Consider the following 24,681-nt stretch of genomic DNA (forward strand, 5'->3'; position numbering starts at 1 on the left):
CTCAGGGCTTCTGTTCGAGGTCGGGGCGGATCGCCCGGGCGGCGTTGAGCGGATCGCCGTTCGAGGTGTCGAAATCGTCCGCCGGGATGCGCAGCTGGTGTTTGTCGGCCATCATCTGGTCGCCGTGCAGGTCCTTGAATTCCGGGCCGCCGGGCGCGGTTTCGACCCAGAAACAGGTCTTGCCGCGGCGGCGCGATCCGAAATGCGCGAGGCCGTAGCCCGTGACCTGGTCCCAGCGCGCTTCCCCGGCACGCGACCAGATGCCGTCCGCGGTGACGCGCAGCAGCGGGCGCGGGTCGCGCGCCCGGCGCAGCGCGATGACCGCCCCCAGCGCCATGGCGGCGGCGAAGACATAGATGAAGGGGTGGAACACCGCGGCCACCGCCACGAGCACGGCGGCGGCGACCCCCTGGAAGGTGGCGGTGTTGCGGGCCCCGAGGCGCTTGGGGTGGAACTCGGTCATTCCGCCCGCCCCGAGCGGTCGCGCCAGGCGTTGGCGATGGGATAGCGGCGGTCGAGCCAGAAGGCCCGCTTGCCCAGCTTGGGCCCCGGGGCGGACTGGTGGCGCTTGTACTCGGCGATATGCAGCAGGCGCTCGACGCGCTCGACCGTCTCGAGGTCATGGCCCGCGGCCGTGATCTCCCGCACCGACTGATCTTCTTCGATCAGCCTGTAAAGAATGTCGTCCAACACATCGTATTCAGGGAGAGAATCGGAATCCTTCTGATCCTCCCGCAGCTCGGCCGAGGGCGGTTTCTCGATCACCCGGAGCGGGATCACCTCGCCCGCCGGGCCCTGCATCCACTCGTAATGCACCGAGTTGCGCCAGCGGCAGGCCGCGAAGACCTCGGTCTTGTAGAGGTCCTTGATCGGGTTCCAGCCGCCGTTCATGTCGCCATAGAGCGTGGCGTAGCCGACCGCGACCTCGGACTTGTTGCCGGTGGTCAGCAGCAGCTCGCCGAACTTGTTCGACACCGCCATCAACAGCAGGCCGCGGAAGCGGGACTGGATGTTCTCTTCGGTGATGTCGGGCGCGCGGCCCTCGAAGAGCGGCGCCAGCGTGGCCTCCGCAGCCTCGACGCCGTTCGAAATCGGGAGCTCATGCAAGGCGACGCCGAGCGCCCTGGCAACGCCCGCGGCATCCTCCAGCGAATGCGCCGAGGTGTAGCGCGAGGGGAGCATGATGCAGCGCACGTTCTGCGGCCCCAGCGCGTCGGCGGCGATGGCGGCGACCAGCGCCGAATCCACGCCCCCCGACAGGCCCAGCAGCGCCCGCTTGAACCCGGTCTTGCGCGCGTAATCCCGCGTCGCCTCGACCATGGCGCGATAGTTCAGCGCCGGCGCGTCGGGGATCGGCGCGAGCATCCCGGGCGCCACGCGCCAACCCTCGTCCCCGCGCTCCAGCGTCACCATCTCGGAATGGATGTCGAAGGGCGGGGCCTGGAAGGCGAGCGCGCCATTGGGCTGCACCGCGAAGCTGCCGCCGTCGAAGGCCTGGTCGTCCTGCCCGCCGGTGCGGTTGAGATAGATCACCGGCAGCCCCGTCTCGACCGCGCGGGCGACCATGTGCTGGTGGCGGATCTCCATCTTGCCGCGCTCGAAGGGCGAGCCGTTGGGGACCAGCAGGACCTCGGCGCCCGATTCCTCGTGCGTCTCGGCCACGTCCGGGAACCAGGCGTCCTCGCAGATCGGGATGCCGATGCGCACGCCGCGCACCGCGACCGGGCCCTGCGGGTCGGCGGAGGTATAGAGACGCTTTTCGTCGAACACGCCGTAATTCGGCAGGTGGTGCTTCTTCGCCGCCGCGATCACCTTGCCGCCGTCGAGCACGTGCCAGGCGTTGTAGAGCGCGCCCCCCTCGACCAGCGGCGCGCCGATGCCGAGCGCGGGGCCGTCGGCGCAGTCCTTCGCCAGCTGCGCGATGGCGGCGGCGCAGGCCTCCTGGAAGGCGGGCTTGAGGATCAGGTCCTGGGGCTGGTAGCCGGCGAGGAACATCTCGGGCAGCGCCACGAGATCGGCGCCGCGCGCCTTGCCGTCCTCCCAGGCGGCGCGGGCCTGGGCGGCGTTGCCGGACACGTCTCCGACCACGGGGTCGAGCTGGCCCAGCAGGATCCGGAACGTTTCGGTCATGGCGGCGCGGCCTCCTTCGCGGCGGGCGCGCGACGCGGCGCCCCGAAGCCGCGGCCTTAGCGCGGGGGGCCGGGACCGGCAAGCCTTAACGCCCGCGACGCGGCCCCGGCGGCAGGGGCCCGGCGGGGGTGCGGCGGGGGTCCGGCGGGGCGCGCGGCGCGGTGTCGGGGGCGTGGAAGACGGCGTTCATATCCGCCTGACGGATTAGATCCGGCAACGATGAACGACACTTGCACGCAAGTGTTGCGGGCCCGGATTGATCCACCTAAGGTGCTTTTGAACGCCGGTTCTTTGACTCGGCGTGGAGGACGTTTTCAGGGGGAACACGGCCGCGGGACCGGACTGGATTTCGGCGCGGCCCGGACAGGGACGAAAACGGTATGCGTGACTTGCGTTGCCATGTTCTGGCTGGCGCCGCCTTCGCCGCCGCGGCGGGTCTGGCCGCCGCTCCTGCGCTCGCGCAGGTGCAGACGAAACAGTACGACAGCGGCGATATCTACGAAGGCGAATTCAAGGACGGCCGCCAGCATGGCCAGGGCACCTTCCGGCGCCCTGACGGCTTCCAGTACACCGGCGAATGGGTCGAGGGCCGCATCGAGGGCCAGGGCGTCGCCACCTATCCCAACGGGTCGGTCTACGAGGGCTCGTTCCTCGACGGCGCGCCCGCGGGGATCGGCAAGATCACCTATGCCGACGGCTCGACCTTCGAGGGCGAGTGGAAGGCCGGCGTGATCGACGGCAAGGGCGTGGCCCGCTACGCCAACGGCATCGTCTACGAGGGCGAGTTCAAGAACTCCACCCAGAACGGCATGGGCGTGATGACCCGTCCGAACGGCTATCGCTACGAGGGCCAGTTCAAGGACGGCATGCCCCATGGCGAGGGCGCGGTGACCTATCCCGACGGCTCGGTCTACACCGGCCAGCTGGTCGCCGGTCAGCGCCACGGCCAGGGCGAGATCCGCCTGCCCGACGGCTTCACCTATGCCGGCGAGTGGTCCGAGGGCCGCATCCACGGCCAGGGCATCGCCACCCAGCCGAACGGCGACATCTACGAAGGCCAGTTCGTGGACGGAGAGCGCGAGGGCGAGGGCATCGCCCGCTACGCCAACGGCGACGTCTACACCGGCAGCTTCAAGGCGGATGAGCGCGACGGCGTCGGCCGCTTCGTCGCCGCCGACGGCTATGAATACGAGGGCGCCTGGGTCGAGGGCCGGATCGAGGGCGACGGCGTCGCCCGCTATCCCAACGGCTCGGTCCACGAGGGCCAGTTCGTCAACGGCGCGCCCCATGGCTACGGCAAGATCACCTATGCCGACGGCGGCTCCTACGAGGGGCAGTGGGCCGAGGGCGTGATCCAGGGCGACGGCAAGGCCACCTATGCCAACGGCGCGGTCTATGAAGGCCAGTTCCGCAACGGCAAGAACCACGGCACCGGCACCGTCTCCTACCCCGACGGCTACACCTATACCGGCGAATGGCGGGACGGGCTGCAGCATGGCGAGGGCGAGACGACCTTCCCCGACGGCGCGATCTACAAGGGCGGCTTCGTCGAGGGCCTGCGCGAGGGCCAGGGCTCGATCAAGATGCCCGACGGGTTCGAATATGTCGGCGGCTGGCTGGACGGAGAGATCCACGGCGCCGGCAACGCCAAATACGCCAATGGCGACGTCTACACCGGCAACTTCCTGAAGGGTCAGCGCCATGGCGAGGGCCGGATGGAATACGCCTCGGGCGCCGTCTATGACGGCTACTGGGTGAACGGTCGCCGCGGCACCAAGGAAGAGGCCGAGGCCTACGAGCAGCAGAACCAGTAAGGGCGCCTGCAGCCGCAAGATCAGGGGGGCGCCTTTCGGGGCGTCCCCTTTTTCGTTTGCGCCCCTGCCCCCGCCGGGCCGCGACCGGGGAGAAAGCGAAACGGCCGCCCCGTCGCCGGGGCGGCCGTTTCTCTCTCGCAGCCTGGGGCGGATCAGCCCCGGCGGCTTCGGCCCGCCAGCGCCAGCGCGCCGAAGCCCAGCAGCGCCAGCGGCGCGGCGGCCGGAAGCGGCACGTCCGAGGTGATCGACGGCGCGTCGTCGAAGGTCAGCGCGTCGAGGTAGAAGCCGCCGCAATTGGCCGAGCAGACCGCGGTCGGCGTCGGCAGCACCAGGTCCATGTAGGTCACGCCCTCGAACGCCGTCAGCCCGGCGAAGGAGAGGACGCCGACATCGACGCCGTTGGGGATCACCATGGCCGAGGCCTGGGCGCTGGTGTGGATGGTCAGCGTCTCGTCCCCCGTGCGGTCATAGACCGAGGTGACGGTGAAGGAGAGCACGTCGACGGCGGACCCGAAGGTGAAGCGCACCGCGTTGCCGCCATTGCCGTTATGGATCGAGATCGACCAGGTCCCGTCCGAGGCGTTCAGAGGGTCGTTGTTGACGTCGTAATGGTTCACCAGGTGCGTGAGCGTCACCCCGGCCTCGGTATAGGGGGTGGAGATCACCCCGGCCGCGGTCATGCCCTCGAAGGACACGACCTGGATGGCGGCGGAGGCCGGCGCGGCGAGCGCGGCGACGGCGGCCGCCAGAAGAAAGCGCGTTTTCATGGTGAAAGTCCCCTTCTACGGACGGATTTCAAAAACATCCGCCCATTCATGGCACCTTAACCTTGGCGCCCGCCTGGCGCAATGACGGCCCGGCCCCTCGGCCTGCAAGCGGGGCCGGGCCATCCGCCGCAATTCACCCTTTCCCTGGCGGGATGGCTGGCCTATAACCTCGGCCCATGAAGACGCCCTCGCGCATCCAGGCCCTCGCGGCCCCCAAGTCCCCGGCCCTTTCGGCCGGCGCGGACCTGCGCGCGCTTCTTCTTAGCCGCCCCTGAGCGTGCCGAGGTTTCGGCGCGCGCGCTCAGGGGGGGCTGTCCTTCGCGCCGGAAGAAACCTCAAGCGAAGCGTGACATGGCCTGAAGGCCCCGCTTCGCAGACCATCCAAGGACCGACGACATGACCGAAGCGACCGCGAAGAAAGACCGCGTGCTGATCTTCGACACCACCCTGCGCGACGGCGAGCAGTCGCCCGGCGCGACGATGAGCCATGCCGAGAAGCTGGAGATCGCGCAGCTGCTGGACGAGATGGGCGTGGACATCATCGAGGCCGGGTTCCCGATCGCCTCGGAGGGTGATTTCGCCGCCGTCTCCGAGATCGCCAGGCGCTCGAAAAACGCGGTGATCTGCGGGCTGAGCCGGGCGAACGAGAAGGACATCGACCGCTGCTGGCAGGCCGTGAAGCACGCCGCGCGCCCGCGGATCCACACCTTCATCGGCACCTCGCCGCTGCACCGCGCGATCCCGAACCTGACCATGGACCAGATGGCCGACCGGATCCACGAGACGGTCACCCATGCGCGCAACCTGTGCGACAATGTCCAGTGGTCGCCGATGGACGCGACGCGGACCGAGCATGACTACCTGTGCCGGGTGGTGGAGATCGCGATCAAGGCCGGCGCCACCACGATCAACATCCCCGACACCGTAGGCTACACCGCCCCGCGCGAGAGCGCCGACCTGATCCGCATGTTGATCGAGAAAGTGCCGGGCGCGGACGAGGTGATCTTCTCGACCCACTGCCACAACGACCTCGGGATGGCGACGGCGAACAGCCTGGCCGCCGTCGAAGCCGGTGCGCGGCAGATCGAGTGCACGATCAACGGCCTCGGCGAGCGCGCGGGCAACACCGCGCTGGAAGAGGTGGTGATGGCGCTGAAGGTGCGCGGCGACATCATGCCGTTCGAGACGGGCGTGGATTCGAAGAAGATCATGAACATCTCGCGCCGCGTGGCCGCGGTGTCGGGCTTCCCGGTCCAGTACAACAAGGCCATCGTCGGCAAGAACGCCTTCGCGCACGAGAGCGGCATCCACCAGGACGGGATGCTGAAGAACGCCGAGACCTTCGAGATCATGCGCCCCTCGGACGTGGGCCTGTCCGAGACCAACCTGGTGATGGGCAAGCATTCGGGCCGCGCGGCGCTGCGGGCCAAGCTGAAGGATCTCGGGGTCGAGCTGGCGGACAACCAGCTGAACGACGCCTTCGTGCGGTTCAAGGAGCTGGCCGACCGCAAGAAGGAGGTCTATGACGACGACCTGCTGGCGCTGGTCTCGGAGACCGGCGCGGGGCCCGAGGACGACCGCATCGTGGTCAAGGACCTGGTGGTGACCTGCGGCAGCCAGGCCCCGATGGCCCGCCTGACGCTGAGCATCGACGGCGAGGAGAAGACCGCGACCGCCACCGGCGACGGCCCGGTCGACAGCTGCTTCAACGCCGTCAAGCAGCTGGTCCCGCACGAGGGCAAGCTGGCCCTGTTCCAGGTCCACGCGGTGACGGAAGGGACCGACGCCCAGGCGACCGTCTCGGTGCGGCTCGAGGAAGGCGGAAAGATCGCCACGGCGCGGTCGTCCCACACCGACACGATCCTGGCCGCCACCAAGGCCTATGTGCAGGCGATCAACCGGCTGATGGTCCGGCGCGAGAAGACCGCGCCCGCCGCCGCGGCCGAGGGCTGATCGCCCCGCCCCGGCGCCCCGGGGCCAGGACGACGCGCGCGCCGCGCGGACCTTCCCGGTCCGCGCGGCGTTTTTCTTCGGGAATTTCCGGGGGCTGGCATTGATCGGCGGGGCGCGCTAAGCCTGCATTCAAGGTCTAGGCGCCACGATGCGAGCCGGGCCCGGCGAGGCCTCCGCGCCCGTCGGCCGCGCCCGCGCTGGTTGCGCGCCGGTTGCGCGGCGTCGCGATGCGTGGCGTTGTGGGGCGTGCGGGGCGGCTGCGCCCCGACCGGCCCCGGGCCTTCCCAAGGGCGCGCCCGGGGGGGGCGACGGCCCCGGGGTGTGACGACCCCGGGTTCGAGACGGCCCCGAGTTGAGACGGAGCGGCGAGCGTATGACGATCGGACAGTCCCATCCCGGCCCCGCGGCCGGTCCCGCGACACCCCTGGCCCGGACCCGCGCGGCGCTTGCCGACCGGCGCGGATCGGGACCCGGCCAGATGCTGTTCTGGACCGCGGTCTTCGCGGTGATGCTGGCGCTGATCGCCGATCTCTCGATGCTCTACACCACCAACGCGGCGATGTGGGACGCGGCGCGCGACACGGCGCGGCGGATGTCCGTGGGCGCGCTGAGCGCCGCCGACGCGCCCGGCCATGCCGCCCGCTCGGTCGCGCTGGGCGAGGCCTCCGCCTACACCGTCACCGCGACGGATGGCGCGGACGTGGTGGTGACCATCTCCACCCCGGTCTCCACCGCCTCGGTGGTCGGTCTCTACGCGGCCGCGGTGCCGGGCGAGCTGACGGCCCGGGTGACGATGATGAAGGAACCGAAGTGAGCGCCCCGACCCGGCGCCGGGCCGCGCCGGAGACGCAACCCGGCCCCCGCCTCCCGTCCCCGTCCCCTGCCCGCGCCCTGCCCGGCGCCGCCGCGGCGCGCGCCCGCGCGGCTTTCGCCGACCGCAGCGGCGCGATCAACATCTGGGCCGCGCTGGCGGTGGGGGTGGGCGGCGCGGTCGGCCTGTTCGCCCTCGACACCGCGAAATCCTACGAGGTGCAGGCCCAGCTCGCCGCCGCCGCCGATGCGGGCGCGCTGGCCGGGGCGATGACGCTCGAGGACGGCGCCGAGGCGGCCGGCAAGGCCGCGCGCGCCGCCGCCGGGCGGGTGCTGCAGGACGCGGGGCTCGCGCAGCAGGTCAAGACGGTGCGGATCGAGGTCGGCGGCTGGACGGTGGACGAGCGGCGCTTCGTCGAGGGCGTCGACCGGCCGGACGCGGTGCGGGTGATGCTGTCGCGCGCCGCCCAGGGCGGCAGCGCCGGGGACACCGCCTTCCTGCCGATCCTCGGCCAGCGCAGCTGGACCGCCACCGCGGAATCCGTGGCCGGGGCGCGCACGCTCTACGCCCCGCCGGACCAGCCGCTCGACCCCTGCCTCTCGGCCGGGATCGCGGCGCGGGGCGTGGTGGCGGCGGGCGGGAATCTCAGCCTCGCCGACGCCTGCATCCACGGCGCGCAGGGCGTGAGCCTCGGGGCCGGGACCACGCTGTCGGGCCTGGCGGAGGTGTCGATGGCCGATGCCGCGCAGCTCAATTTCGGCGAGACGCCGCCCGCGGACGTGGTCGCGGCGCTGGAGGGCGCCGAGGCGCTGAAGGCGCGCGAGATCGAGATCGGCGCGCCGGAAAGCGCGGACGAGCTGATCGCGGCCTATGCGCTGAACGCGCAGATGATCTCCATCGTCGACTGGAACCCCGCGGCGCTGTCCGACGGCGCGCGGGTCTACGTGCATTGCACGATCCCCGGGGTGCTGGACCTGCCCGCGGGGGCGTATGACGACGTGCATGTCACCACCAACTGCACCATCGGCTTCCGCCCCGGCGCGGTGTTCGCCAACTCGGTGATCGGCACCACGATGGACGCGGTGCAGGGCGGCGGGCTGCTGGACGCGGTGGCCATCGACGTGCTGGGCCTGCTGGTCGAGGCGCCGAAGGCGGATGCCGGGAAGAATGCGGGCAAGGAGGCCGACGCGGCCCCGGCGGTGGAGGCGCCGCTGGAGGGCTGGGCGATCTCGGGCGCCTCGGACGTCGCCATCGGCGCCCCGGACGGCTGCGCGCCCGGGGGCGGGACGCTGCTGATCGCGGATGGGGACGTGCGCTTCGGCTACGGGATGGGCCTGCACGGCTCCACCGTCATCGCGGCGGGCGACGTGGCGCTGCCGGTGGCGCCCTCGGGGCTCGAGGGGCTGGCGGTGCAGGCGGGCGGGCATGTCGGCCTGCCGCCGGACGCGGCGATCACGGGCTGCGACGGCACCGACTGGCGGATCGGCCTGGCGCGGCGGATCTCGCTGCTGCGCTGAGGGCGGACGCGGGCCGCGCGAGGGCCGCTTGCGCCCTGCCCGGCCCAGCAAAAACCCCCGCGGCCCGATGGGCCGCGGGGGTCTTCGTTCCAGCTCGGCGCCGGCGGGCGGCGGGCGCGCCGATCACTCGTCGCGGTAGACCCGCTCGCGGCGCTCGTGCTGCTCCTGCGCGGCGAGCGACAGGGTCGCGATCGGCCGGGCCTCGAGCCGCTTGAGGCTGATCGGGTCGCCGGTCACCTCGCAGTAGCCATAATTGTCTTCCTCGATCCGGCGCAGGGCGCTGTCGATCTTGGAGATCAGCTTGCGCTGGCGGTCGCGGGTGCGCAACTCCAGCGCGCGATCCGTTTCCGCGGAGGCGCGGTCGGCGATGTCCGGCGTGTTGAGCGCGGATTCCTGGAGGCCGGAGATGGTGTCGCGGCTGTCGTCGAGAAGGGATTCCTTCCACTCGATCAGCTTGCGGCGAAAATATTCCTTCTGACGGTCGTTCATGAAGGGTTCGTCATCGGAAGGCCGGTAGTCCGCCTCCAGCGCGATGTCGGCAACCATGTCTTTTTCACCCCAACTTGGTCGGGTGCAGCCGCGGCGCCTGGGCGCCAGCCGACCCGAGCTTTCTTCCCGGCCCGGTCGGGCGCCGCCCTTCCGCAAACCGTGGGGGGGATATAGACCCGCTGCGCCGGGTTGTCACGGCAATAAGCGTAAACCTTTGTAAAAGTTTAAAAACAGCACATCTCGCAGGCGGATTTTCCCGGGGGCGCCCGTTCGATGGGCGCCGCCTGACCGGATGACCAGCCCCTGCCGCGCGCCCGGATTGAAGCGTCGCTTGCATCCGGGCGCCCCAGCGGGCAGGTTCGCATACCACGGAGTATGCGCATTGAGGGAGCCTGTTTGATGCGGTTCGAAGGCACGCAGGATTACGTCGCGACCGAAGACCTGAAGGTCGCGGTGAACGCGGCGATCACGCTGGAGCGCCCGCTCCTGGTCAAGGGAGAGCCGGGCACCGGCAAGACCGAGCTGGCCCGCCAGGTCGCGGATGCGCTGGGGATGCGGATGATCGAGTGGTCGGTCAAGTCCACCACCCGCGCGCAGCAGGGCCTTTATGAATACGACGCCGTCAGCCGGCTGCGCGACAGCCAGCTCGGGGACGCGCGGGTCGAGGACATCGGCAACTACATCAAGCAGGGCAAGCTGTGGGAGGCCTTCGCGTCGGAGGAGCGCGTGGTGCTGCTGATCGACGAGGTCGACAAGGCGGATATCGAGTTCCCGAACGACCTTCTGCAGGAACTCGACCGCATGGAGTTCTTCGTCTACGAGACCGGCGAGACGATCCGGGCGAAGCACCGCCCCATCGTCATCATCACCTCGAACAACGAGAAGGAGCTGCCCGACGCCTTCCTGCGCCGCTGCTTCTTCCACTACATCCAGTTCCCGGACGCCGAGACGATGCAGGCCATCGTCAAGGTCCACTTCCCGGACATCAAGCAGACCCTGCTGCGCGCGGCGCTGGAGCAGTTCTACGAGATCCGCGACGTCTCGGGGCTGAAGAAGAAGCCCTCGACCTCCGAGGCGCTGGACTGGCTGCGGCTCCTGATGAACGACGACATGGACGCCGGGGACCTGCGCAAGGACCCGACCGAGATGCTGCCGAAGATGCATGGCGCGCTGCTCAAGAACGAGCAGGACGTGCACCTGTTCGAGCGCCTGGCCTTCATCGCCCGCCGCCAGCGCGGGGGCTGAGGCGGGGCCAGCGGGGCGTTCGCGTTTGCGGCTAGTAGTTCGGCGCCGCGGCGCCCTTGTGGCGAGTTCCGGGCGATAATCGGGCGAGTCGCGACTGTTCAATAAATTCTGAAATTACAACCCTCGCGCTTCAGCATGGCGCGGGGGTTTCCTTTTGCGTGTGATGTTGAATCGCAACATGTGTCGGAAACAGGCGCTGAATGTTCGGTTCGCGCCTGCACAAACCCTCATCCCGGCCTCAGCATTTTTTTCGCAGGCGCACAAAGCTTCCAGATGCCTGCGAAAGGGGAACATATGCGTATTTCATCCCGTGTCGCTTTCGGCGCTGCAGCAATCGCCGCGCTGCTCTCCGGTCCCGTGTCGGCCGCAGAGGACGTGATCCGGATCGGCGCCCCGAACTGGTTCACCGGCAAGGCGGCCGCGGCGGTGCTGGGCGAGATTTTCCAATCCCGCTACGGCTACGACGTGGAGATCCTTCCCGGCGGCAACCCGGAGATCTATGCCGGGATGATCGAGGGCGACGGCCCGCTGGGCCGGATGGACATCCATGCCGACAGCTGGCAGCCGGGGCATTCGAGCTGGACCGCCGCCGCCGAGAAGGCGGGCGAGATGGCGATGTCGGCGGGCGGCTACCAGGGCAAGGTCGGCCTGTGCGCGCCGCGCTACACGGCCGAGGCGCTCAACCTCAAGACCCCCCGGGACCTGATGCGCCCCGAGGTGGTCTCGGCGCTGGATCGCGATGGCGACGGCAAGGTCGAGATGTGGGTCGGCGCCGCGGGCTGGCAGATGTCCGCCGCCTACGAAGTGAAGATCCGCGATTACGGCCTCGATTCCGTCTACAGCGCGCGCCTCGCGCCCGAGGGCGAGTACCAGGTCGAGCTTTATGACGACTTCGCCAACCGCCGCCACGCGGTGTTCGCCTGCTACGAGCCGATGTCCTGGTTCGCGATGGAGTATATCGAGTATATCGAGGAGCCGGCCTACGACCCCGCCCGCCACAACCTGGTGGTGCCGAGCGAGAGCGACAATTGGCTGGCCGAGAGCAAGGTCGAGACCGGCGAGCAGGTGGCCGACGTGCGCATCGCCTGGGTGACCTCGCTGCGCGAGCGGTTCCCGCGCGCGGCCAAGGTGCTGCAGCACTTCGCCTTCACCAATGAAGACATGGTCGAGTTCCTGTTCCTGGTGGACATCAAGGGCTTCGACATGGACTCGGTCGCCCGCGACTGGGTGAAGGCGAACGAGAAGAAGATCACGGCCTGGGAAGGCGCCTCCGGCTGATCCCGGCCCCACCCTCCCCGTCCCCCCCATCGGCGCATGTTGCGCCCCATCGACCGGCCCCGGCTTCCCCCCGGGGCCGGTCCTCGTTATGGGATGGGCGTTCCCCCTGCCCCGACACGAGGCGCCGCCATGACCCCGCCCGCCCGGCCCGCGACCCGGCCCCTGGTCCGGCCCGTGATCCGCCCCGTGACCCCCGGCGACGCGCCCGCCTGGGCCGCGCTCTGGGCCGGGGTGCAGGCGGCGGTGGGCGCGGCGGCCGACCCGGCGGCCTCGGACGCCGCCTTCGCGCGCCTCTCGGACCCCGCCGACGCGGCGATGCACGGGTTGATCGCCGAGGCGGACGGCCGGGCGCTCGGCCTCGCGCATTACCTGTTCCACGACCATTTCTGGCGCCCCGAGGGGGTGACCTACCTGAGCGATCTCTACGTGGTCCCGGAGGCGCGCGGCCGCGGCGTCGGCACGGCGCTGATGGAGGCGGTGCTGGCGGCGGCGGAGGCGGCGGGCCGCCCCTCGGTCCACTGGACGACGCAGGACTACAACCTGCCCGCGCAGATGTTCCACGACCGCTTCGGGACCCGCACGGCGCTGGTGAAGTACCAGCGCTGACGCCGCGCCCGCCTTGACCTGCCCGCCCCGCGGCCCCACAACCCCGGGCGACGCCTTTCATCCGGAGCCGCCCATGCCCCTTCTCGTGATCTTCCTGCTCGCCGGCGCCTTCGGCTGGGTCCGCGCCGCGCGCCAGCAGGCGAACCTCGCCGACAAGCTGCGCTACGCCTTCATCCACGGCCTCGCCGTCGCGCTGCTGGCCTTCCTGGTCGCCACCGTCATAGACTTGCCGCTGTTCTCCGGCTGAGCGCCGGGTCCGCCGGAAACGGGAGGTTCCATGTTCGTCGATTTCTTCCTCGGCCTGCGCAACGCCAAGGTGCCGGTCTCCCTGCGCGAATACCTGACCCTGCTCGAGGCGATGGACCGGCAGGTGGTGCAATACGACATCGAGGGGTTCTACTATCTCTCGCGCGCCGCGCTGGTGAAAGACGAGCGGAACATCGACCGCTTCGACCGGGTGTTCTCGGAGGTGTTCAAGGGCCTCGAGGCGGTGTCGGGGGCGCCCGAGGGGACGGACCCGATAAGCCTGCCCGAGGAATGGCTGCGCAAGCTGGCCGAGAAGCACCTGACGAAGGAGCAGATGGAGGAGATCGAGGCGCTGGGCGGCTTCGAGAAGCTGATGGAGACGCTGCGCGAGCGGCTCGAGGAGCAGAAGGGCCGCCACCAGGGCGGCAGCAAGTGGATCGGCACCGCCGGAACCTCGCCCTTCGGCGCCTATGGCTACAACCCCGAGGGGGTGCGCATCGGCCAGCACGAGAGCCGCCACCGGCGCGCGGCCAAGGTCTGGGACCGGCGCGATTTCAAGGATTTCGACGACACGCGGGAGCTTGGGACGCGCAACATCAAGGTCGCCCTGAAACGCCTGCGCCGCTGGGTGCGCGACGGGGCGGAGGAGGAGCTGGACCTCGACGGCACCATCCGCTCGACCGCCGAGCACGGCTATCTCGACGTCAAGACCCGCCCCGAGCGGCGCAACGCGGTGAAGGTGCTGCTGCTGCTCGATGTCGGCGGGTCGATGGACGACCACGTGAAGGTGGTGGAGGAGCTGTTCTCGGCCGCGCGGGCGGAGCTGAAATACCTCGAGCATTTCTACTTCCATAACTGCCTCTATGAAGGTCTGTGGAAGAACAACCGCCGCCGCTGGGACGAGCAGGTGTCGACCTTCGACGTGCTGCACACCTATGGCAAGGACTGGAAGTGCATCTTCGTCGGGGACGCGTCGATGTCGCCCTATGAAATCGCCTATCCGGGCGGCGCGAATGAGCATTGGAACGAGGAGTCGGGCGAGACCTGGCTGCGCCGGGCGATGGATCACTGGCCCGATTTCGCCTGGATCAACCCGGTGCCTGAACAGCGCTGGGGCTATACCCAGTCGATCGAGATGATCCGCAAGATCGCCCATGACCGGATGTACCCGATGACGCTGGACGGGCTCGATTCCGCGATGAAGGCGCTGGGCCGCTGAGGGTGCGGCGGGCGGAATATCTTCCCGCCCGCGGGGGCGTTTAACCGTCCGTTTCCCATTGCTTGCCATCGTGCGCGCATGAACACCGCTGTCGCCATGCGCTCCCGCCCCTCCGCCGCCTCCGCCGGCTCCGCCGCCGCCGAGGATTTCAACCGCCTGCTCCAGGCCTGCGATGCCGCAAGGCGCCTTGCGCCATCGGCCATCGCGCGCATCGCGCTGGCCCATCACGCCGACGAGGGCGACCGGGCCCGCCGGATCGAGGCCGCCCTGCCGGAGGTGGAGCGCCTCGGGGCCGCGCTGGCGGCGATGCGGGAAGGCGACCAGGGCAAGGGGGTGCCGCGGGATTCGTCCCGCGCCGTGATCCAGGAGATGGAGGCGGGCGAGCGGGCCGCGATCGACGAGGCGGCGGCGCGGTTCAAGCGGCTGGCGGAGCACGCGCGGGCGGGCGAGATCCCGGCGGGGGACGTGATGGACTCGCTGCTGGACCACGCGATGGACAAGTTCCTGCCGGCGGCGGATTCCTATGCCCAGATCGCCCGGCGCCTGCGCGAGGCGGCCTCGGAGGGCGAGGAGAGCCAGGCGCGCCGCTCGATGAAGGTGATCGAGACGGCGATCGCGGAGATCGACCATATCAGCCGCTCGGTGAACCTGATTTCGCTGAACGCGAGCGTCGAGGCGGCGCGGGCGGGCGAGGCCGGCAAGGGCTTCGCGGTGATCGCGGCCGAGATCCAGGAGCTGTCGGCCAAGGCGCAGGCGGCGGTGAAGAACGTGCGCGCCCGGCTGTCCGGCGCGGGCGAGAACGGCAAACCCGCGGGCGCGCGGCACTGACCCCGGCGCCGGGGCGCGGCGCGGGCCGAGGTGCGGGGCGGCGGCGGCCTCCGTCCCCGCGGCGCGAAGCTGCGGGACGCGCGGCGCAGCCCGGCCACGCACCGCCGCGCCGGACGCAGGACGCCGGGCGAAGGACGCCGGGCGCAGGACGCGCGACCAGGGCGGGGGCCGGGGTGATGCAAGCCCCGGCCCCGGCCAGGTCCACCTGGCGGCGGCGCGGCGCCGACCCGGCGCCGGGAAGCAGACTTCGGACGCCAGCAAAACCCCGCGAACGCCCCGGACCCAATGACGGGCGGCCCATGGTCCGCGCCCGGCGGGCGCCATCGCCGGGGCGCGCGGCAAGCCGCGACAGGCGCCGACCCGTCGTCCGGCGGAGAGCGCCAGCCGCCTTCTGGCCTCCTCCATGGAGACGGGCAGCCGCCGTCGAAAGCGCGTTCCCGCGGCCGCCCGCTGGCGGACGTCGCGCCCCTGCCCGGCGGCGCCCCTAGCCTTTCCCCTCCTGCGCGCGCAGGGCGGCGGCCACCAGGTCCTCGATCCGCATGTCGTCGCGCGCGCCGGGGCGGGAGGTCTTCGGCGCCTCCCGCTCTTCCACGTCGAAGGTCAGGTCCGCGGCGACGGCGAGGCGCACGAGGCGCTGGAACCGGTTCGCCTGCACCTGGTGCTGCACCGCGTCGCCCTCGGGCCAGACCACCAGCCCGCCGATGAAGGCGGCGTATTCGAGCCGCGCCAGCGCCCGCGCCGCCCCGCGCGGCACCTTGTGCAGGTCCCGGTGCAGCCGCTCGAGATAGGCGATGCGGGCCGCGTCCACCTCGGCCAGCCGCGCCGCCGCGCCGGCGTGGGTGCGCGCATAGGCCCGAAGCGCGCCGTCGAGCCGGTGATCCATCTTCAGCGACGCCAGCACCAGCATCCCCGAGCGTTCCTCGGGCGGCGCGGCCTCGACCTCGGCCAGGACCGACAGCGTCTGGCGATCGGCCCAGCGGCGCAGCATCGCGTCGATGAAGGCGTCGTGATCCTCGAAATGGTGATAGAAGCTGCCGCGCGTGCGCCCGGCGACGCGGCACAGGCGCTCGATCCCGATCTTGCCGGGGCCGTTCGCGGCCAGCTCGCGCAGCCCGAGGTCCAGCCAGTCGCTGCGCCGCAGCCGGCGGCCCGGGGCGAAGGGAGCCGCGGCCTCGTCCTCTTGCGCGTCGTCCTTGCCGGTCATCGCCGCCTCCCTGCCGCTGATCGCCAGCCCCCACCATCGCCCGGACGCGGCCGCCGCGCCACCCCCGGCACTGGCGGGGGCGCGCCCGCCGCCCCATATTCCCCTCCGAGCCGCAGCACGCCGACGGGGCCCATGTACCAGCGCATCGCCGACGCCTTCGCCATGACCGACGCCGCCTGGGCGCGCCACCAGAACCCGTGGAGCGTCTGGACCCGCGTGGCGATCCTGCCCGCGCTGACGGCGCTCCTGCTTTGGCGGGACGCGCTGGGCCCCTGGCTCTGGCCGCTCCTGGGCGCGCTGCTGGCCTGGACCTGGGCCAATCCGCGCGCCTTCCCGCCCCCCGCCGATCCGCAGACCTGGTCGGCCCGGGCGGTGCGGGGCGAGCGGCGCTGGCTGGCGGACCGCAAGGCCCCGGCGGCGGCGCGGGTCGAGGCGCGGGCGCTGAGCCCCGCTCTGGGCGCGCCGATCTGGCTCTGGGGCGTGATCGCCGAGCGGCCCTGGATCGCCTTCGCCGGGGCGGCGGCGGTGATTTTGCTGAAGCTGCGCTTCCTCGATGCGGCGGCGCGGATGGAGGAACGCGAGACGTGCTGAAATTCCTGCCGATCCTGCTGATCGCCGCCTACGCGGTGGTGATGTGGAAAATGTCCGCCTCGGCGCTGCGCCGCAAGCTCGACCGCGAGTCGCGCCCGCTGGACCAGCCGGAGCTGGAGGCGGTCTCGCGCCGCCTCGGGCGGGCCGCCGAGGTCCCGGAGCTGCGCGCCTTCGTGTTGCCGGAACCCGCGTTCAACGGCCTCGCCGCCCCCGACGGACGCATTTTCATCACCGACGGCGTGCTGCAGGCGTTCCGGCGCGGCGAGGTGAGCGCGGACGAGATCGGCTCGATCATCGCGCATGAGCTGGGCCACGTCGCCATGGGCCATTCCAAGCGGCGGATGGTGGAGATGGCGGCGCAGAACTCGGCCCGGATGGTGCTGATGATGGTGATCGGGCGCTTCATTCCGTTCATCGGACCGTGGATCGCCAACATCCTGGTGAACCTGGTGACCGCGGGGCTGAGCCGCAGGGACGAATACGAGGCCGACGCCTATGCCGCGGCGCTGATGCGGCGGGCGGGGGTGGCCCCGAAGGCGCAGTGGACGCTGTTCGAGAAGCTGGCCGACAAGCATGGCGACATCCCCGCCGGGGCCGCCTGGCTGATGGGCCATCCGCCGATGCCCAAGCGCATCGCGGCGGTGCGGCGGCTGCAGGCGCAGTGGGACGCGACGGGCCAATAACGCGAGGGCAGTAAGGCTCAGGGCGTCAGCGCCCCGGTCTTCACCAGCTTCGCCAGCCGCGGCAGGTGGGCGCGCTTGAGGATCTTCACCGGCGGATCCTGGTTGGCCAGCGGCGCGAGGGCGCGGCGGATGGATTCCTCGATCTGCGCCGGGGCGCGGCCCGCGATCTCCCAGAGCAGCGCGTCGGGGGAGAGGGGGGCGAGGCCGAGATCGCGCAGCTTGCGGGCCGGGAAATCGCGCAGGTTGAAGGTGACGACGTAATCCGCGCCGCCCGCGAGGGCCGCGGCGAGGATGTGCACGTCGTCATCGTCGGGAAGATCGTAGCGCAGCGCCGCCTCGGGGTCCGGCAGGTGCGCGGCGCCGGGCCAGCGCAGGTCCATGGCCCGGGCTTCGTCGCGGGCGGCCTCGGCGGCCAGCGGCCCGCGCTCGCGCTGGGCCGCGCGGGCCCATTCCTCGAGCGCGCGGGGCGACCAGCGCGGGTCGATCAACCCCTGCCCGGCGGTATGCAGCAGGCAGCCGCGCACCACCGGGGGGTAGAGGACGCAGGCGTCCAGGAAGGCGATGGGGGCCGTCACGGGAGGCGCCCCTCAGAGAAGGCGATAGGTGTTGGCCTTGAGGTAGCTCGTTTCCGGCAGCGCGGCGTGGACCGGGTGGTCCGGCCCGGCGCGGCCCGAGCGGATCAGCGCGGCGCGGCGGCCGGCCTTCTGGATCCCGGCGGCGGAGGCGTCGTGGAAGCTCTCGGGGTCCGCGGCGTGGGAGCAGGAGCAGAGCGTCAGGAAGCCGCCCGGGCGCACCAGCTTGGCGGCCATGCGGGCGGCGCGGGCATAGGCGCGCAGACCGTTTTCTTTCGCCTGCCGGGTCGGGGCGAAGGCGGGCGGGTCGCAGACGACCACGTCGAAGAGCTCGCCGTCTTCCGCCAGTTTGCGCATGGCATCGAAGGCATCGGATTTCATCGTGGTGAAGCGGTCGGCGGCGCCGGAGCGGCGCGCGCCTTCCTCGGCCAGCGCCAGCGCGGGGGCGGAGCCGTCGACGGCGAGCGCCGAGGTCGCGCCCGCGGCCAGCGCCGCCAGCGAGAAGCCGCCCACGTGGGAGAACACGTCCAGCACCCGCGCGCCTTTCGAGAGGCGCGCGACGAAGGCGTGGTTCGGGCGCTGGTCGAAGAACAGGCCGGTCTTCTGCCCGCCCTCGAGATCGGCCATGTAGGTGGCGCCGTTCATCTCGACCGGGATCGGGCCATCGAGCGCGCCCGAGAGGATCCGGGTCTCCTCCGGCAGCCCCTCGAGGCCGCGCACCCGGCCCGTGCCGTTCATCACGATGGTGGAGACGCCCGTGACCTCGCGCACCGCGCCGGCCAGCAGCTCGATCCGCTGGTCGGCCCAGGCGGCGTTGGGCTGGATGACGGCGGCGTCGCCGAAGCGGTCGATCACGACGCCCGGAAGCTCGTCCGCCTCGGCATGGACCAGCCGGTAGAAGGGCGCGTCATAGAGCGTGTCGCGCAGGGCGAAGGCGCCCCCGATCTTCTCGCGGAACCAGTCCGCGTCGATCTCGGCCTCGGGGTTCGTGTCCAGCACGCGCGCGGCGAGCGTCGCGCCGACATTGGCGGTCACGAGGCCGATGGGCTCGCGCTCCGCCGATTCCAGCACCGCGAGGTCGCCGGGGGCCAGCTTGCGCGCGCGGCGGTCGAGGACCAGCTCGTCCTGCCAGACCCAGGGCGCGCCCTCGGCCAGGCGCCAGCCCTTCTTGGGGCGCAGCCGCAGGACCGGGCGCGCGTTCGGATCGCGCGCGTCGTCGGCGTCGTCGGGGGTCTGCGCGTGATCGGTCATGGGGCTCTCCGGGGCTCTTGGGTCGCGTCGGGGCCGTCCTACACCGCGCCCGGCCCGCGGGAAAGCGCCGCTTGCACCGCGGCGCCGCCGGAAGGCAGGATCGCGCCCGCATGCACAAGCAGGAGCCGCCCATGACCGCCAGCCGCAATGACCGCCTCGACGCCGCCCACCCGGGGCCCGATCCGCGCGACCGGGCGCTGTCCGACGCGATGGTGCATGACGGCTCGGGCGGCACGGCGCGGCTCCTGGAGATCATGCGCCGGCTGCGGGCGCCCGACGGCTGTCCCTGGGACCTGGAGCAGGATTTCGCCACCATCGCGCCCTACACGATCGAGGAGGCCTACGAGGTCGCCGACGCGATCGAGAAGGGGGACATGGGCGAGCTGCGCGACGAGCTGGGGGACCTGCTGCTGCAGGTCGTCTACCACGCGCAGATGGCGCAGGAGGGCGGCTGGTTCGGCTTCGAGGACGTCGCGAAGGGCGTCGCCGACAAGATGCTGCGCCGCCATCCGCATGTCTTCGGCCACGGCCCCGACGGGCGCACCGCCGAGACGCAGGTGGTGAAGTGGGAGGAGATCAAGGCGCAGGAGCGCGCCGCCAAGGGCCTGCCGGAGACGCCGGAGAGTGCGCTCGACGGCGTCGCGCTGGGCCTTCCCGCGCTCTTGCGCGCGGTGAAGCTGCAGAACCGCGCGGCGCGGGTGGGCTTCGACTGGCCGGTGACCGCCGAGGTGATCGAGAAGATCCGCGAGGAGGCGGCCGAGCTCGAGGAGGCGCGGGACGAGCTGGGCCCCGAGGAGATCGAGGAGGAATTCGGTGACCTTCTGTTCGTCATGGCCAACCTCGCGCGGCACCTGAAGGTGGAGCCCGAGGGGGCCCTGCGCGCCGCCAACGCCAAGTTCGAGCGCCGGTTCCGGGCCATCGAGGACCGGCTGCGGGCGGAGGGGCGGTCGACCGATGACGCGAGCCTCGAGGAGATGGACGCGATCTGGGACGCGGTGAAGGCGGAGGAGAAAGAGGCGAAGGCGGCGAAGGGCTGAGAGGCCCGGCCGCCCGCGCCGACGCCCGCAGGCGCGCCGCGGCGCCCCCTCACGCGGGCGGCCCCCGGGCGTCTCCCGGGGGGGCGCCCGCGGGGTGCGACGGAATATCCGAGCGAAAGGGTAGGAAAATAATTCCGACCATAACGCTCACCCATTGACCCGACTATTTTCGTCAGGTTATGCACGCTCCAGATCCAGCAGGACCAAACGGGAGCCTACAATGCGCCGCACCGCCCTTCTCGCCGCGACCGCCATCGCCCTCGCCGCCCCCGCCGTCGCGGAGGAGGTCAACGTCTACTCGACCCGCCAGCCCGAGCTGATCCAGCCGCTGTTCGACGCCTTCACGGCCCAGACCGGGATCGACGTCAACGTCGTGTTCCTGAAATCCGGCTTCATCGAGCGGCTGAAGGCCGAGGGCCGCCGCTCCCCGGCCGACCTGGTGATGACCGTCGACATCGGCAACCTGAAGGCCGCGGTGGACGAGGGCGTGACCCAGCCGATCACCACCCCCGCCCTCGAGGCCGCCGTGCCGGCCGCGTTCCACGACCCCGAGGGCCTGTGGTGGGGCGTCACCGCCCGCGCCCGCGTGGCTTACGTGAGCCGCGAGCGCGTGGACGCCGAGGCGCTGACCTATGAAGAGCTGTCGGACCCGAAATGGAAGGGCCGGATCTGCACCCGCTCGGGCGCGCACCAGTACAACCTGGCGCTCACCGCCGCCTATATCGCCCATCACGGCGAAGAGGCCGCGCAGGACTGGCTCGAAGGCCTCAAGGCCAACCTCGCGCGCAAGCCGCAGGGCAATGACCGCGCCCAGGTGAAGGCGGTGTGGGCCGGGCAGTGCGACCTCGCCATCGGCAACACCTATTACATGGCCAAGATGCTGGCCGACCCCGAGCAGAAGGAATGGGCGGACTCGGTGCGCATCGTGTTCCCGACCTTCGAGGGCGCGGGCGCGCACATGAACGTCTCGGGCGTCGCCATGACCACCTCGGCGCCGAACAAGGACGCGGCGATCAAGCTGATGGAGTTCCTGGTGTCCCCCGAGGGCCAGGCGATCTATGCCGAGGCCAATGCCGAGTACCCGGTGGTCGAGGGCGTGCCCGCCTCGGACATGGTGGCCAGCTGGGGGACCTTCTCGCCCGACGCGCTGCCGCTGACCGAGATCGCCGACAAGCGCGCCGCGGCGCTGCGCCTGGTGCAGACGGTCGATTTCGACGGCTGATCGGCCGCGCGATCCCGACCCGGTCCCGAACCCGGTCCCGAACCCGGTCCCGAACCCGGCCCGCGCCAGTCCCTCGCGCGCGCGGCCGGCAGGGCGGGCGCAGCGCTCCCCCCCTCTTGCGCGGCGCCGCCCCGCAACGCCCCGCCGGATCACTCCGGCGGGGCGAATGCGTTGCGCAGGGCCGCCCGCGCGCCCCGCTGGTCCTGCCGCGCGGCGATCAGGGCGAAATAGGTGAGCGCGTGCTGCGGCCCCTCGGTATAGCGCGCGACGTCGGCCACGGGCCGGTCGGCGAAGAGATGCGGGCGCCCCAGCGCCTCCTGCGCCAGCGCGTCGTTGTCGGCGGCGTGGCGGCGCAGGATCTCCCGCCGGATCGCCTTGCCGAAGAAGGCGGCGCCCGGGGGCGCCAGTTCGGGGAGCGCGCAGGCCTCGATCAGCGCGCCGAACTCCTCGGGCGGGACCGGGCCGGGGCGCCCGGCGTTGTAGAGCGCGTGGAAATAGGACAGCGCCGGCCCGGGCGAGACATGGACGCGCCCGTCCGCGGGGCCGCCGGGGACCGGGTGGTCGGCGGCGTCGATCCCGAGGACCTCGCGCGCGAAGACAGGGGCCATGCCGCCCCCGGCCATGACGTCGTCATAAGAGATCACCCGCACCGCCGCGCCGCCGACGCGCGACCACAGCCGCCACAGCCCGCGATAGTCCAGCAGCCCCTGCGCCCCGGCGAGATACTGGCGCGGGGTCGGCACGCCGTAGCCCTTGCGCATCTTGTGGCGCAGGCCCCACTGGCGGTAGGCGGACTCGATCCACTCGTCCTGGCGGCGCAGCACCAGCACGATCTCCAGCGCATCCACGTGGGCCGAGCCCGCGAGGAAGGCGTCGAGCGCCGCGGCGATGCCCGCGCGGTTGTGCGACATGCCGATGGATTCGTTGGACCAGACGATGGCGTCGACCTCGGGCCGGGCGGCGGCGGCCTCGATCTTCTCGAGCCCCCGGGCGAGCAGGCCCGGGTCCCCCACCGCGCCCTGCCCCGGCAGGCGCATCCGGCCCGGCAGGCCCTGCAGCTCGATCCCCGCGTGGAGGATGCCGCGGGCCGCGAGCCCCTGCGCCCGGCTCAGCCAGGTCTGCAGCGCCGTGGTCCCGGTCTTGCCCAGGCCCGCATGGATGATCAGTCTGGCCATGACGCGCGCCGCCTTCCCGTTGCCGTCCCGTCCGCGCCCCTTTCGCAGGGCTTGTCGGGGCCGAAGGCTAGCGACGAATGGTTAACCATCCGCTGCCGCGACGCCGCGGCAGGGCCCGTTGCGTCCCGGCGCCCTTTATCCGGGCCCGGCTATGCGCTATGCCCCGCGCAACCGCCCGTCTTCCGGAGCCGCCCATGCCCGGCGAAAGCATTCTGAACCGCTGCGAGGCCATCGGCCTGCGCATGACCGGCCAGCGCCGCATCGTGGCGCAGGTGCTGGAGGAGGCGAAGGATCACCCGGACGTGGAGGAGCTGCACCGCCGCGCCGCGACGCTGGACGGGAACATCTCGCTGGCCACCGTCTACCGCACGGTGAAGCTGTTCGAGAGCGAGGGGATCCTCGAGAAGATCGATTTCGGCGACGGGCGCGCGCGCTATGAAGACGCCGAGCGCGAGCACCACGACCACCTGATCTGCCTGCGCACCGGCCGCGTCATCGAGTTCGTGGACGAGGAGATCGAGGCGTTGCAGGAAAAGATCGCCCGGCGCCTCGGATACGAGCTGCGCGGGCACCGCATGGAGCTTTACGGCGTTCCGCGCAAGCGCGGCGACGCACCCGAGGGCGAGGAGGGCTGAGGCCCCCCGACCCCGCCATTTCAGCCCAGCCCCCTGCAACGGGACGCGCCGGGCGCCGCACGAGAGAGAGAGCGAGAGAGAGCCATGAGCGCGATCATCGACATCACCGGCCGCCAGGTCCTGGACAGCCGCGGCAACCCCACCGTCGAGGTGGACGTGACCCTCGAGGACGGCAGCTTCGGCCGCGCCGCGGTGCCCTCGGGCGCCTCGACCGGCGCGCATGAGGCGGTCGAGCTGCGCGACGGCGGCGACGCCTATGGCGGCAAGGGCGTGCTGAAGGCGGTCGAGGCCGTGAACGGCGAGATCTTCGAGGCGCTCGCGGGCGTCGACGCGACCGAGCAGCTGGCCATCGACAACGCGATGATCGAGCTGGACGGGACCGAGAACAAGGGCCGCCTCGGGGCCAACGCCATCCTGGGCGTGTCGCTGGCCACCGCCAAGGCCGCGGCCAACGCCGTGGGCCTGCCGCTCTACCGCTATATCGGCGGCACCTCGGCCCGCGTGCTGCCGGTTCCGATGATGAACATCATCAATGGCGGCGAACATGCCGACAACCCGATCGACATCCAGGAATTCATGATCCAGCCGGTGGCGGCGGAATCCATCGCCGACGCCGTGCGCATCGGCGCCGAGATCTTCCACACCCTGAAGAAAGAGCTGTCGGCCGCCGGTCACAACACCGCCGTCGGCGACGAGGGCGGCTTCGCGCCGGGCCTGAATTCGACCCGCGACGCGCTCGACTTCATCATGAAGGCCATCGAGAAGGCCGGCTACAAGCCGGGCGAGGAGATCACCCTCGCGCTCGACGCCGCGTCGACCGAGTTCTTCAAGGACGGCACGTACGACCTGAAGGGCGAGGGCGTGAAGCTCGACAACGCCGGGATGGCCGAATACCTCGCCAAGCTGGTCAACGACTACCCGATCCAGTCGATCGAGGACGGCATGGCCGAGGATGACTGGGAGGGCTGGAAGATCCTGACCGAGCTGGTCGGCGACCGCTGCCAGCTGGTCGGGGACGACCTGTTCGTCACCAACTCCAAGCGCCTGAAGGACGGCATCGTGCAGGGCTGCGCCAACTCGATCCTGGTGAAGGTGAACCAGATCGGCTCGCTCTCCGAGACCATCGAGGCGGTCGAGATGGCGCACCGCGCCCGCTACACCTCGGTGATGTCGCACCGTTCGGGCGAGACCGAGGACGCGACCATCGCCGACCTCGCCGTCGCGCTGAACTGCGGGCAGATCAAGACCGGCTCGCTGGCGCGCTCGGACCGGCTGGCCAAGTACAACCAGCTGATCCGCATCGAGGAAGAGCTGGGCGGCGCGGCGATCTATGCCGGCAAGTCGATCCTGAAGGGCTGATCCGCCCTCCCGTCCCTGCGGGGGTGGACGAACTGGAACGCCCGGGCCG

24 protein-coding genes are annotated in these 24,681 nt (G+C 71.2%); 16 read left to right on the forward strand and 8 right to left on the reverse strand.

The genetic code is table 11. The features are described 5' to 3' along the window. Position 1: 1 nt before the first annotated feature. Both ACQ5SO_RS05625 and ACQ5SO_RS05630 read right to left on the reverse strand, forming a co-directional pair. Positions 2-463: a hypothetical protein gene (locus ACQ5SO_RS05625; RefSeq protein ID WP_430940600.1), complete on the reverse strand. Its 462-nt coding sequence runs from the start codon at positions 461-463 to the stop codon at positions 2-4. Continuing rightward, positions 460-2,130, reverse strand: a complete 1,671-nt coding sequence (locus ACQ5SO_RS05630) for an NAD+ synthase (RefSeq protein ID WP_430940601.1) — start codon at positions 2,128-2,130, stop codon at positions 460-462. Before ACQ5SO_RS05630 ends, ACQ5SO_RS05625 begins: the two co-directional genes overlap by 4 nt. A 380-nt stretch (positions 2,131-2,510) precedes the next feature. Here ACQ5SO_RS05630 and ACQ5SO_RS05635 point away from each other — a divergent pair, with 380 nt between their 5' ends. Continuing rightward, positions 2,511-3,944: an MORN repeat-containing protein gene (locus ACQ5SO_RS05635; RefSeq protein WP_430940602.1), complete on the forward strand. Its 1,434-nt coding sequence runs from the start codon at positions 2,511-2,513 to the stop codon at positions 3,942-3,944. 152 nt (positions 3,945-4,096) lie between these two features. On the opposite strand, the gene ACQ5SO_RS05640 is transcribed toward ACQ5SO_RS05635, so the two are convergent. After that, on the reverse strand, positions 4,097-4,711 hold the full coding sequence (locus tag ACQ5SO_RS05640; RefSeq protein WP_430940603.1) for a PEP-CTERM sorting domain-containing protein: 615 nt from the start codon (positions 4,709-4,711) through the stop codon (positions 4,097-4,099). Positions 4,712-5,107: 396 nt separating this feature from the next. Here ACQ5SO_RS05640 and ACQ5SO_RS05645 point away from each other — a divergent pair, with 396 nt between their 5' ends. From ACQ5SO_RS05645 to ACQ5SO_RS05655, 3 genes are all read left to right on the forward strand, one after another. Beyond that, a complete protein-coding gene (locus ACQ5SO_RS05645; RefSeq protein WP_430940604.1) occupies positions 5,108-6,664 on the forward strand; it encodes a 2-isopropylmalate synthase in 1,557 nt (518 codons plus the stop codon). Positions 6,665-7,142: 478 nt separating this feature from the next. After that, positions 7,143-7,478 (forward strand): hypothetical protein, encoded by a 336-nt coding sequence (locus ACQ5SO_RS05650; protein ID WP_430940605.1) that lies wholly within the window; start codon positions 7,143-7,145, stop codon positions 7,476-7,478. Beyond that, complete coding sequence (locus tag ACQ5SO_RS05655; protein ID WP_430940606.1) at positions 7,475-8,992, forward strand: TadG family pilus assembly protein; 1,518 nt, start codon at positions 7,475-7,477, stop codon at positions 8,990-8,992. Before ACQ5SO_RS05650 ends, ACQ5SO_RS05655 begins: the two co-directional genes overlap by 4 nt. A gap of 123 nt (positions 8,993-9,115) precedes the next feature. Here ACQ5SO_RS05655 and dksA read toward each other — a convergent pair whose 3' ends face one another. Continuing rightward, positions 9,116-9,538: an RNA polymerase-binding protein DksA gene (dksA, locus tag ACQ5SO_RS05660; RefSeq protein ID WP_430940607.1), complete on the reverse strand. Its 423-nt coding sequence runs from the start codon at positions 9,536-9,538 to the stop codon at positions 9,116-9,118. 342 nt (positions 9,539-9,880) lie between these two features. On the opposite strand from dksA, the gene ACQ5SO_RS05665 reads away from it, so the two are divergent. The 6 genes from ACQ5SO_RS05665 (at position 9,881) to ACQ5SO_RS05690 (ending at position 14,903) form a co-directional block, all read left to right on the forward strand. After that, positions 9,881-10,726 carry an AAA family ATPase gene (locus ACQ5SO_RS05665; protein WP_430940608.1) on the forward strand — a complete coding sequence of 282 codons (846 nt, stop codon included), beginning with the start codon at positions 9,881-9,883 and terminating at the stop codon, positions 10,724-10,726. A 294-nt stretch (positions 10,727-11,020) separates the two neighbouring features. After that, positions 11,021-12,004, forward strand: a complete 984-nt coding sequence (locus ACQ5SO_RS05670; RefSeq protein ID WP_430940609.1) for a glycine betaine ABC transporter substrate-binding protein — start codon at positions 11,021-11,023, stop codon at positions 12,002-12,004. 129 nt (positions 12,005-12,133) lie between these two features. After that, positions 12,134-12,610, forward strand: a complete 477-nt coding sequence (locus tag ACQ5SO_RS05675) for a GNAT family N-acetyltransferase (protein ID WP_430940610.1) — start codon at positions 12,134-12,136, stop codon at positions 12,608-12,610. A 73-nt stretch (positions 12,611-12,683) separates the two neighbouring features. After that, positions 12,684-12,857: a hypothetical protein gene (locus tag ACQ5SO_RS05680; protein ID WP_430940611.1), complete on the forward strand. Its 174-nt coding sequence runs from the start codon at positions 12,684-12,686 to the stop codon at positions 12,855-12,857. A 30-nt stretch (positions 12,858-12,887) separates the two neighbouring features. Beyond that, entirely contained in the window at positions 12,888-14,075 is a 1,188-nt protein-coding gene (locus ACQ5SO_RS05685; RefSeq protein ID WP_430940612.1) for a vWA domain-containing protein, read from the forward strand. Between the two features lie 78 nt (positions 14,076-14,153). Continuing rightward, positions 14,154-14,903, forward strand: coding sequence for a methyl-accepting chemotaxis protein (locus tag ACQ5SO_RS05690; RefSeq protein WP_430940613.1), 750 nt, complete (start codon positions 14,154-14,156; stop codon positions 14,901-14,903). Between the two features lie 484 nt (positions 14,904-15,387). On the opposite strand, the gene ACQ5SO_RS05695 is transcribed toward ACQ5SO_RS05690, so the two are convergent. Then, a complete protein-coding gene (locus ACQ5SO_RS05695; RefSeq protein WP_430940614.1) occupies positions 15,388-16,107 on the reverse strand; it encodes a TetR/AcrR family transcriptional regulator in 720 nt (239 codons plus the stop codon). Positions 16,108-16,239: 132 nt separating this feature from the next. On the opposite strand from ACQ5SO_RS05695, the gene ACQ5SO_RS05700 reads away from it, so the two are divergent. Together ACQ5SO_RS05700 and ACQ5SO_RS05705 are read left to right on the forward strand one after the other, a co-directional pair. Beyond that, positions 16,240-16,698: a DUF6653 family protein gene (locus ACQ5SO_RS05700; RefSeq protein ID WP_430940615.1), complete on the forward strand. Its 459-nt coding sequence runs from the start codon at positions 16,240-16,242 to the stop codon at positions 16,696-16,698. Then, complete coding sequence (locus ACQ5SO_RS05705) at positions 16,692-17,381, forward strand: M48 family metalloprotease (RefSeq protein ID WP_430940616.1); 690 nt, start codon at positions 16,692-16,694, stop codon at positions 17,379-17,381. Before ACQ5SO_RS05700 ends, ACQ5SO_RS05705 begins: the two co-directional genes overlap by 7 nt. A gap of 17 nt (positions 17,382-17,398) precedes the next feature. Here ACQ5SO_RS05705 and ACQ5SO_RS05710 read toward each other — a convergent pair whose 3' ends face one another. Together ACQ5SO_RS05710 and ACQ5SO_RS05715 are read right to left on the reverse strand one after the other, a co-directional pair. Beyond that, positions 17,399-17,956: an RSP_2648 family PIN domain-containing protein gene (locus ACQ5SO_RS05710; RefSeq protein WP_430940617.1), complete on the reverse strand. Its 558-nt coding sequence runs from the start codon at positions 17,954-17,956 to the stop codon at positions 17,399-17,401. Positions 17,957-17,968: 12 nt separating this feature from the next. Further along, positions 17,969-19,204, reverse strand: coding sequence for an RSP_2647 family RNA methyltransferase (locus ACQ5SO_RS05715; protein WP_430940618.1), 1,236 nt, complete (start codon positions 19,202-19,204; stop codon positions 17,969-17,971). A gap of 209 nt (positions 19,205-19,413) precedes the next feature. Between ACQ5SO_RS05715 and mazG the strand changes: the two genes are divergently transcribed. Next, the gene (gene mazG, locus ACQ5SO_RS05720; protein ID WP_430940679.1) at positions 19,414-20,241 is read left to right on the forward strand and encodes a nucleoside triphosphate pyrophosphohydrolase; all 828 of its coding nucleotides are present in this window, start codon (positions 19,414-19,416) and stop codon (positions 20,239-20,241) included. A gap of 220 nt (positions 20,242-20,461) precedes the next feature. Continuing rightward, positions 20,462-21,463: a Fe(3+) ABC transporter substrate-binding protein gene (locus tag ACQ5SO_RS05725; RefSeq protein WP_430940619.1), complete on the forward strand. Its 1,002-nt coding sequence runs from the start codon at positions 20,462-20,464 to the stop codon at positions 21,461-21,463. Between the two features lie 149 nt (positions 21,464-21,612). Here the strand turns inward: ACQ5SO_RS05725 and ACQ5SO_RS05730 are convergent, their stop codons facing one another. Beyond that, positions 21,613-22,638 carry a hypothetical protein gene (locus tag ACQ5SO_RS05730; RefSeq protein WP_430940620.1) on the reverse strand — a complete coding sequence of 342 codons (1,026 nt, stop codon included), beginning with the start codon at positions 22,636-22,638 and terminating at the stop codon, positions 21,613-21,615. Positions 22,639-22,832: 194 nt separating this feature from the next. Here ACQ5SO_RS05730 and ACQ5SO_RS05735 point away from each other — a divergent pair, with 194 nt between their 5' ends. Together ACQ5SO_RS05735 and eno are read left to right on the forward strand one after the other, a co-directional pair. Then, positions 22,833-23,273, forward strand: a complete 441-nt coding sequence (locus ACQ5SO_RS05735; protein ID WP_430940621.1) for a Fur family transcriptional regulator — start codon at positions 22,833-22,835, stop codon at positions 23,271-23,273. 84 nt (positions 23,274-23,357) lie between these two features. Further along, positions 23,358-24,632: a phosphopyruvate hydratase gene (eno, locus tag ACQ5SO_RS05740; RefSeq protein ID WP_430940622.1), complete on the forward strand. Its 1,275-nt coding sequence runs from the start codon at positions 23,358-23,360 to the stop codon at positions 24,630-24,632. The last annotated feature ends 49 nt before the right edge of the window (positions 24,633-24,681 follow it).

The sequence above is a fragment of the Rhodovulum sp. DZ06 genome (genome assembly GCF_050586345.1).
Classification (GTDB): domain Bacteria; phylum Pseudomonadota; class Alphaproteobacteria; order Rhodobacterales; family Rhodobacteraceae; genus JBOCEF01.

Bases quoted from the DNA above. Each gene is read 5' to 3' on its own strand.
- ACQ5SO_RS05625 (WP_430940600.1), bottom strand. From the start codon at position 463: ATGACCGAGTTCCACCCCAAGCGCCTCGGGGCCCGCAACACCGCCACC.
- ACQ5SO_RS05630 (WP_430940601.1), bottom strand. From the start codon at position 2,130: ATGACCGAAACGTTCCGGATCCTGCTGGGCCAGCTCGACCCCGTGGTC.
- ACQ5SO_RS05635 (WP_430940602.1), top strand. From the start codon at position 2,511: ATGCGTGACTTGCGTTGCCATGTTCTGGCTGGCGCCGCCTTCGCCGCC.
- ACQ5SO_RS05640 (WP_430940603.1), bottom strand. From the start codon at position 4,711: ATGAAAACGCGCTTTCTTCTGGCGGCCGCCGTCGCCGCGCTCGCCGCG.
- ACQ5SO_RS05645 (WP_430940604.1), top strand. From the start codon at position 5,108: ATGACCGAAGCGACCGCGAAGAAAGACCGCGTGCTGATCTTCGACACC.
- ACQ5SO_RS05650 (WP_430940605.1), top strand. From the start codon at position 7,143: ATGCTGTTCTGGACCGCGGTCTTCGCGGTGATGCTGGCGCTGATCGCC.
- dksA (WP_430940607.1), bottom strand. From the start codon at position 9,538: ATGGTTGCCGACATCGCGCTGGAGGCGGACTACCGGCCTTCCGATGAC.
- ACQ5SO_RS05665 (WP_430940608.1), top strand. From the start codon at position 9,881: ATGCGGTTCGAAGGCACGCAGGATTACGTCGCGACCGAAGACCTGAAG.
- ACQ5SO_RS05670 (WP_430940609.1), top strand. From the start codon at position 11,021: ATGCGTATTTCATCCCGTGTCGCTTTCGGCGCTGCAGCAATCGCCGCG.
- ACQ5SO_RS05675 (WP_430940610.1), top strand. From the start codon at position 12,134: ATGACCCCGCCCGCCCGGCCCGCGACCCGGCCCCTGGTCCGGCCCGTG.
- ACQ5SO_RS05680 (WP_430940611.1), top strand. From the start codon at position 12,684: ATGCCCCTTCTCGTGATCTTCCTGCTCGCCGGCGCCTTCGGCTGGGTC.
- ACQ5SO_RS05685 (WP_430940612.1), top strand. From the start codon at position 12,888: ATGTTCGTCGATTTCTTCCTCGGCCTGCGCAACGCCAAGGTGCCGGTC.
- ACQ5SO_RS05690 (WP_430940613.1), top strand. From the start codon at position 14,154: ATGAACACCGCTGTCGCCATGCGCTCCCGCCCCTCCGCCGCCTCCGCC.
- ACQ5SO_RS05695 (WP_430940614.1), bottom strand. From the start codon at position 16,107: ATGACCGGCAAGGACGACGCGCAAGAGGACGAGGCCGCGGCTCCCTTC.
- ACQ5SO_RS05700 (WP_430940615.1), top strand. From the start codon at position 16,240: ATGTACCAGCGCATCGCCGACGCCTTCGCCATGACCGACGCCGCCTGG.
- ACQ5SO_RS05715 (WP_430940618.1), bottom strand. From the start codon at position 19,204: ATGACCGATCACGCGCAGACCCCCGACGACGCCGACGACGCGCGCGAT.
- mazG (WP_430940679.1), top strand. From the start codon at position 19,414: ATGGTGCATGACGGCTCGGGCGGCACGGCGCGGCTCCTGGAGATCATG.
- ACQ5SO_RS05725 (WP_430940619.1), top strand. From the start codon at position 20,462: ATGCGCCGCACCGCCCTTCTCGCCGCGACCGCCATCGCCCTCGCCGCC.
- ACQ5SO_RS05730 (WP_430940620.1), bottom strand. From the start codon at position 22,638: ATGGCCAGACTGATCATCCATGCGGGCCTGGGCAAGACCGGGACCACG.
- ACQ5SO_RS05735 (WP_430940621.1), top strand. From the start codon at position 22,833: ATGCCCGGCGAAAGCATTCTGAACCGCTGCGAGGCCATCGGCCTGCGC.
- eno (WP_430940622.1), top strand. From the start codon at position 23,358: ATGAGCGCGATCATCGACATCACCGGCCGCCAGGTCCTGGACAGCCGC.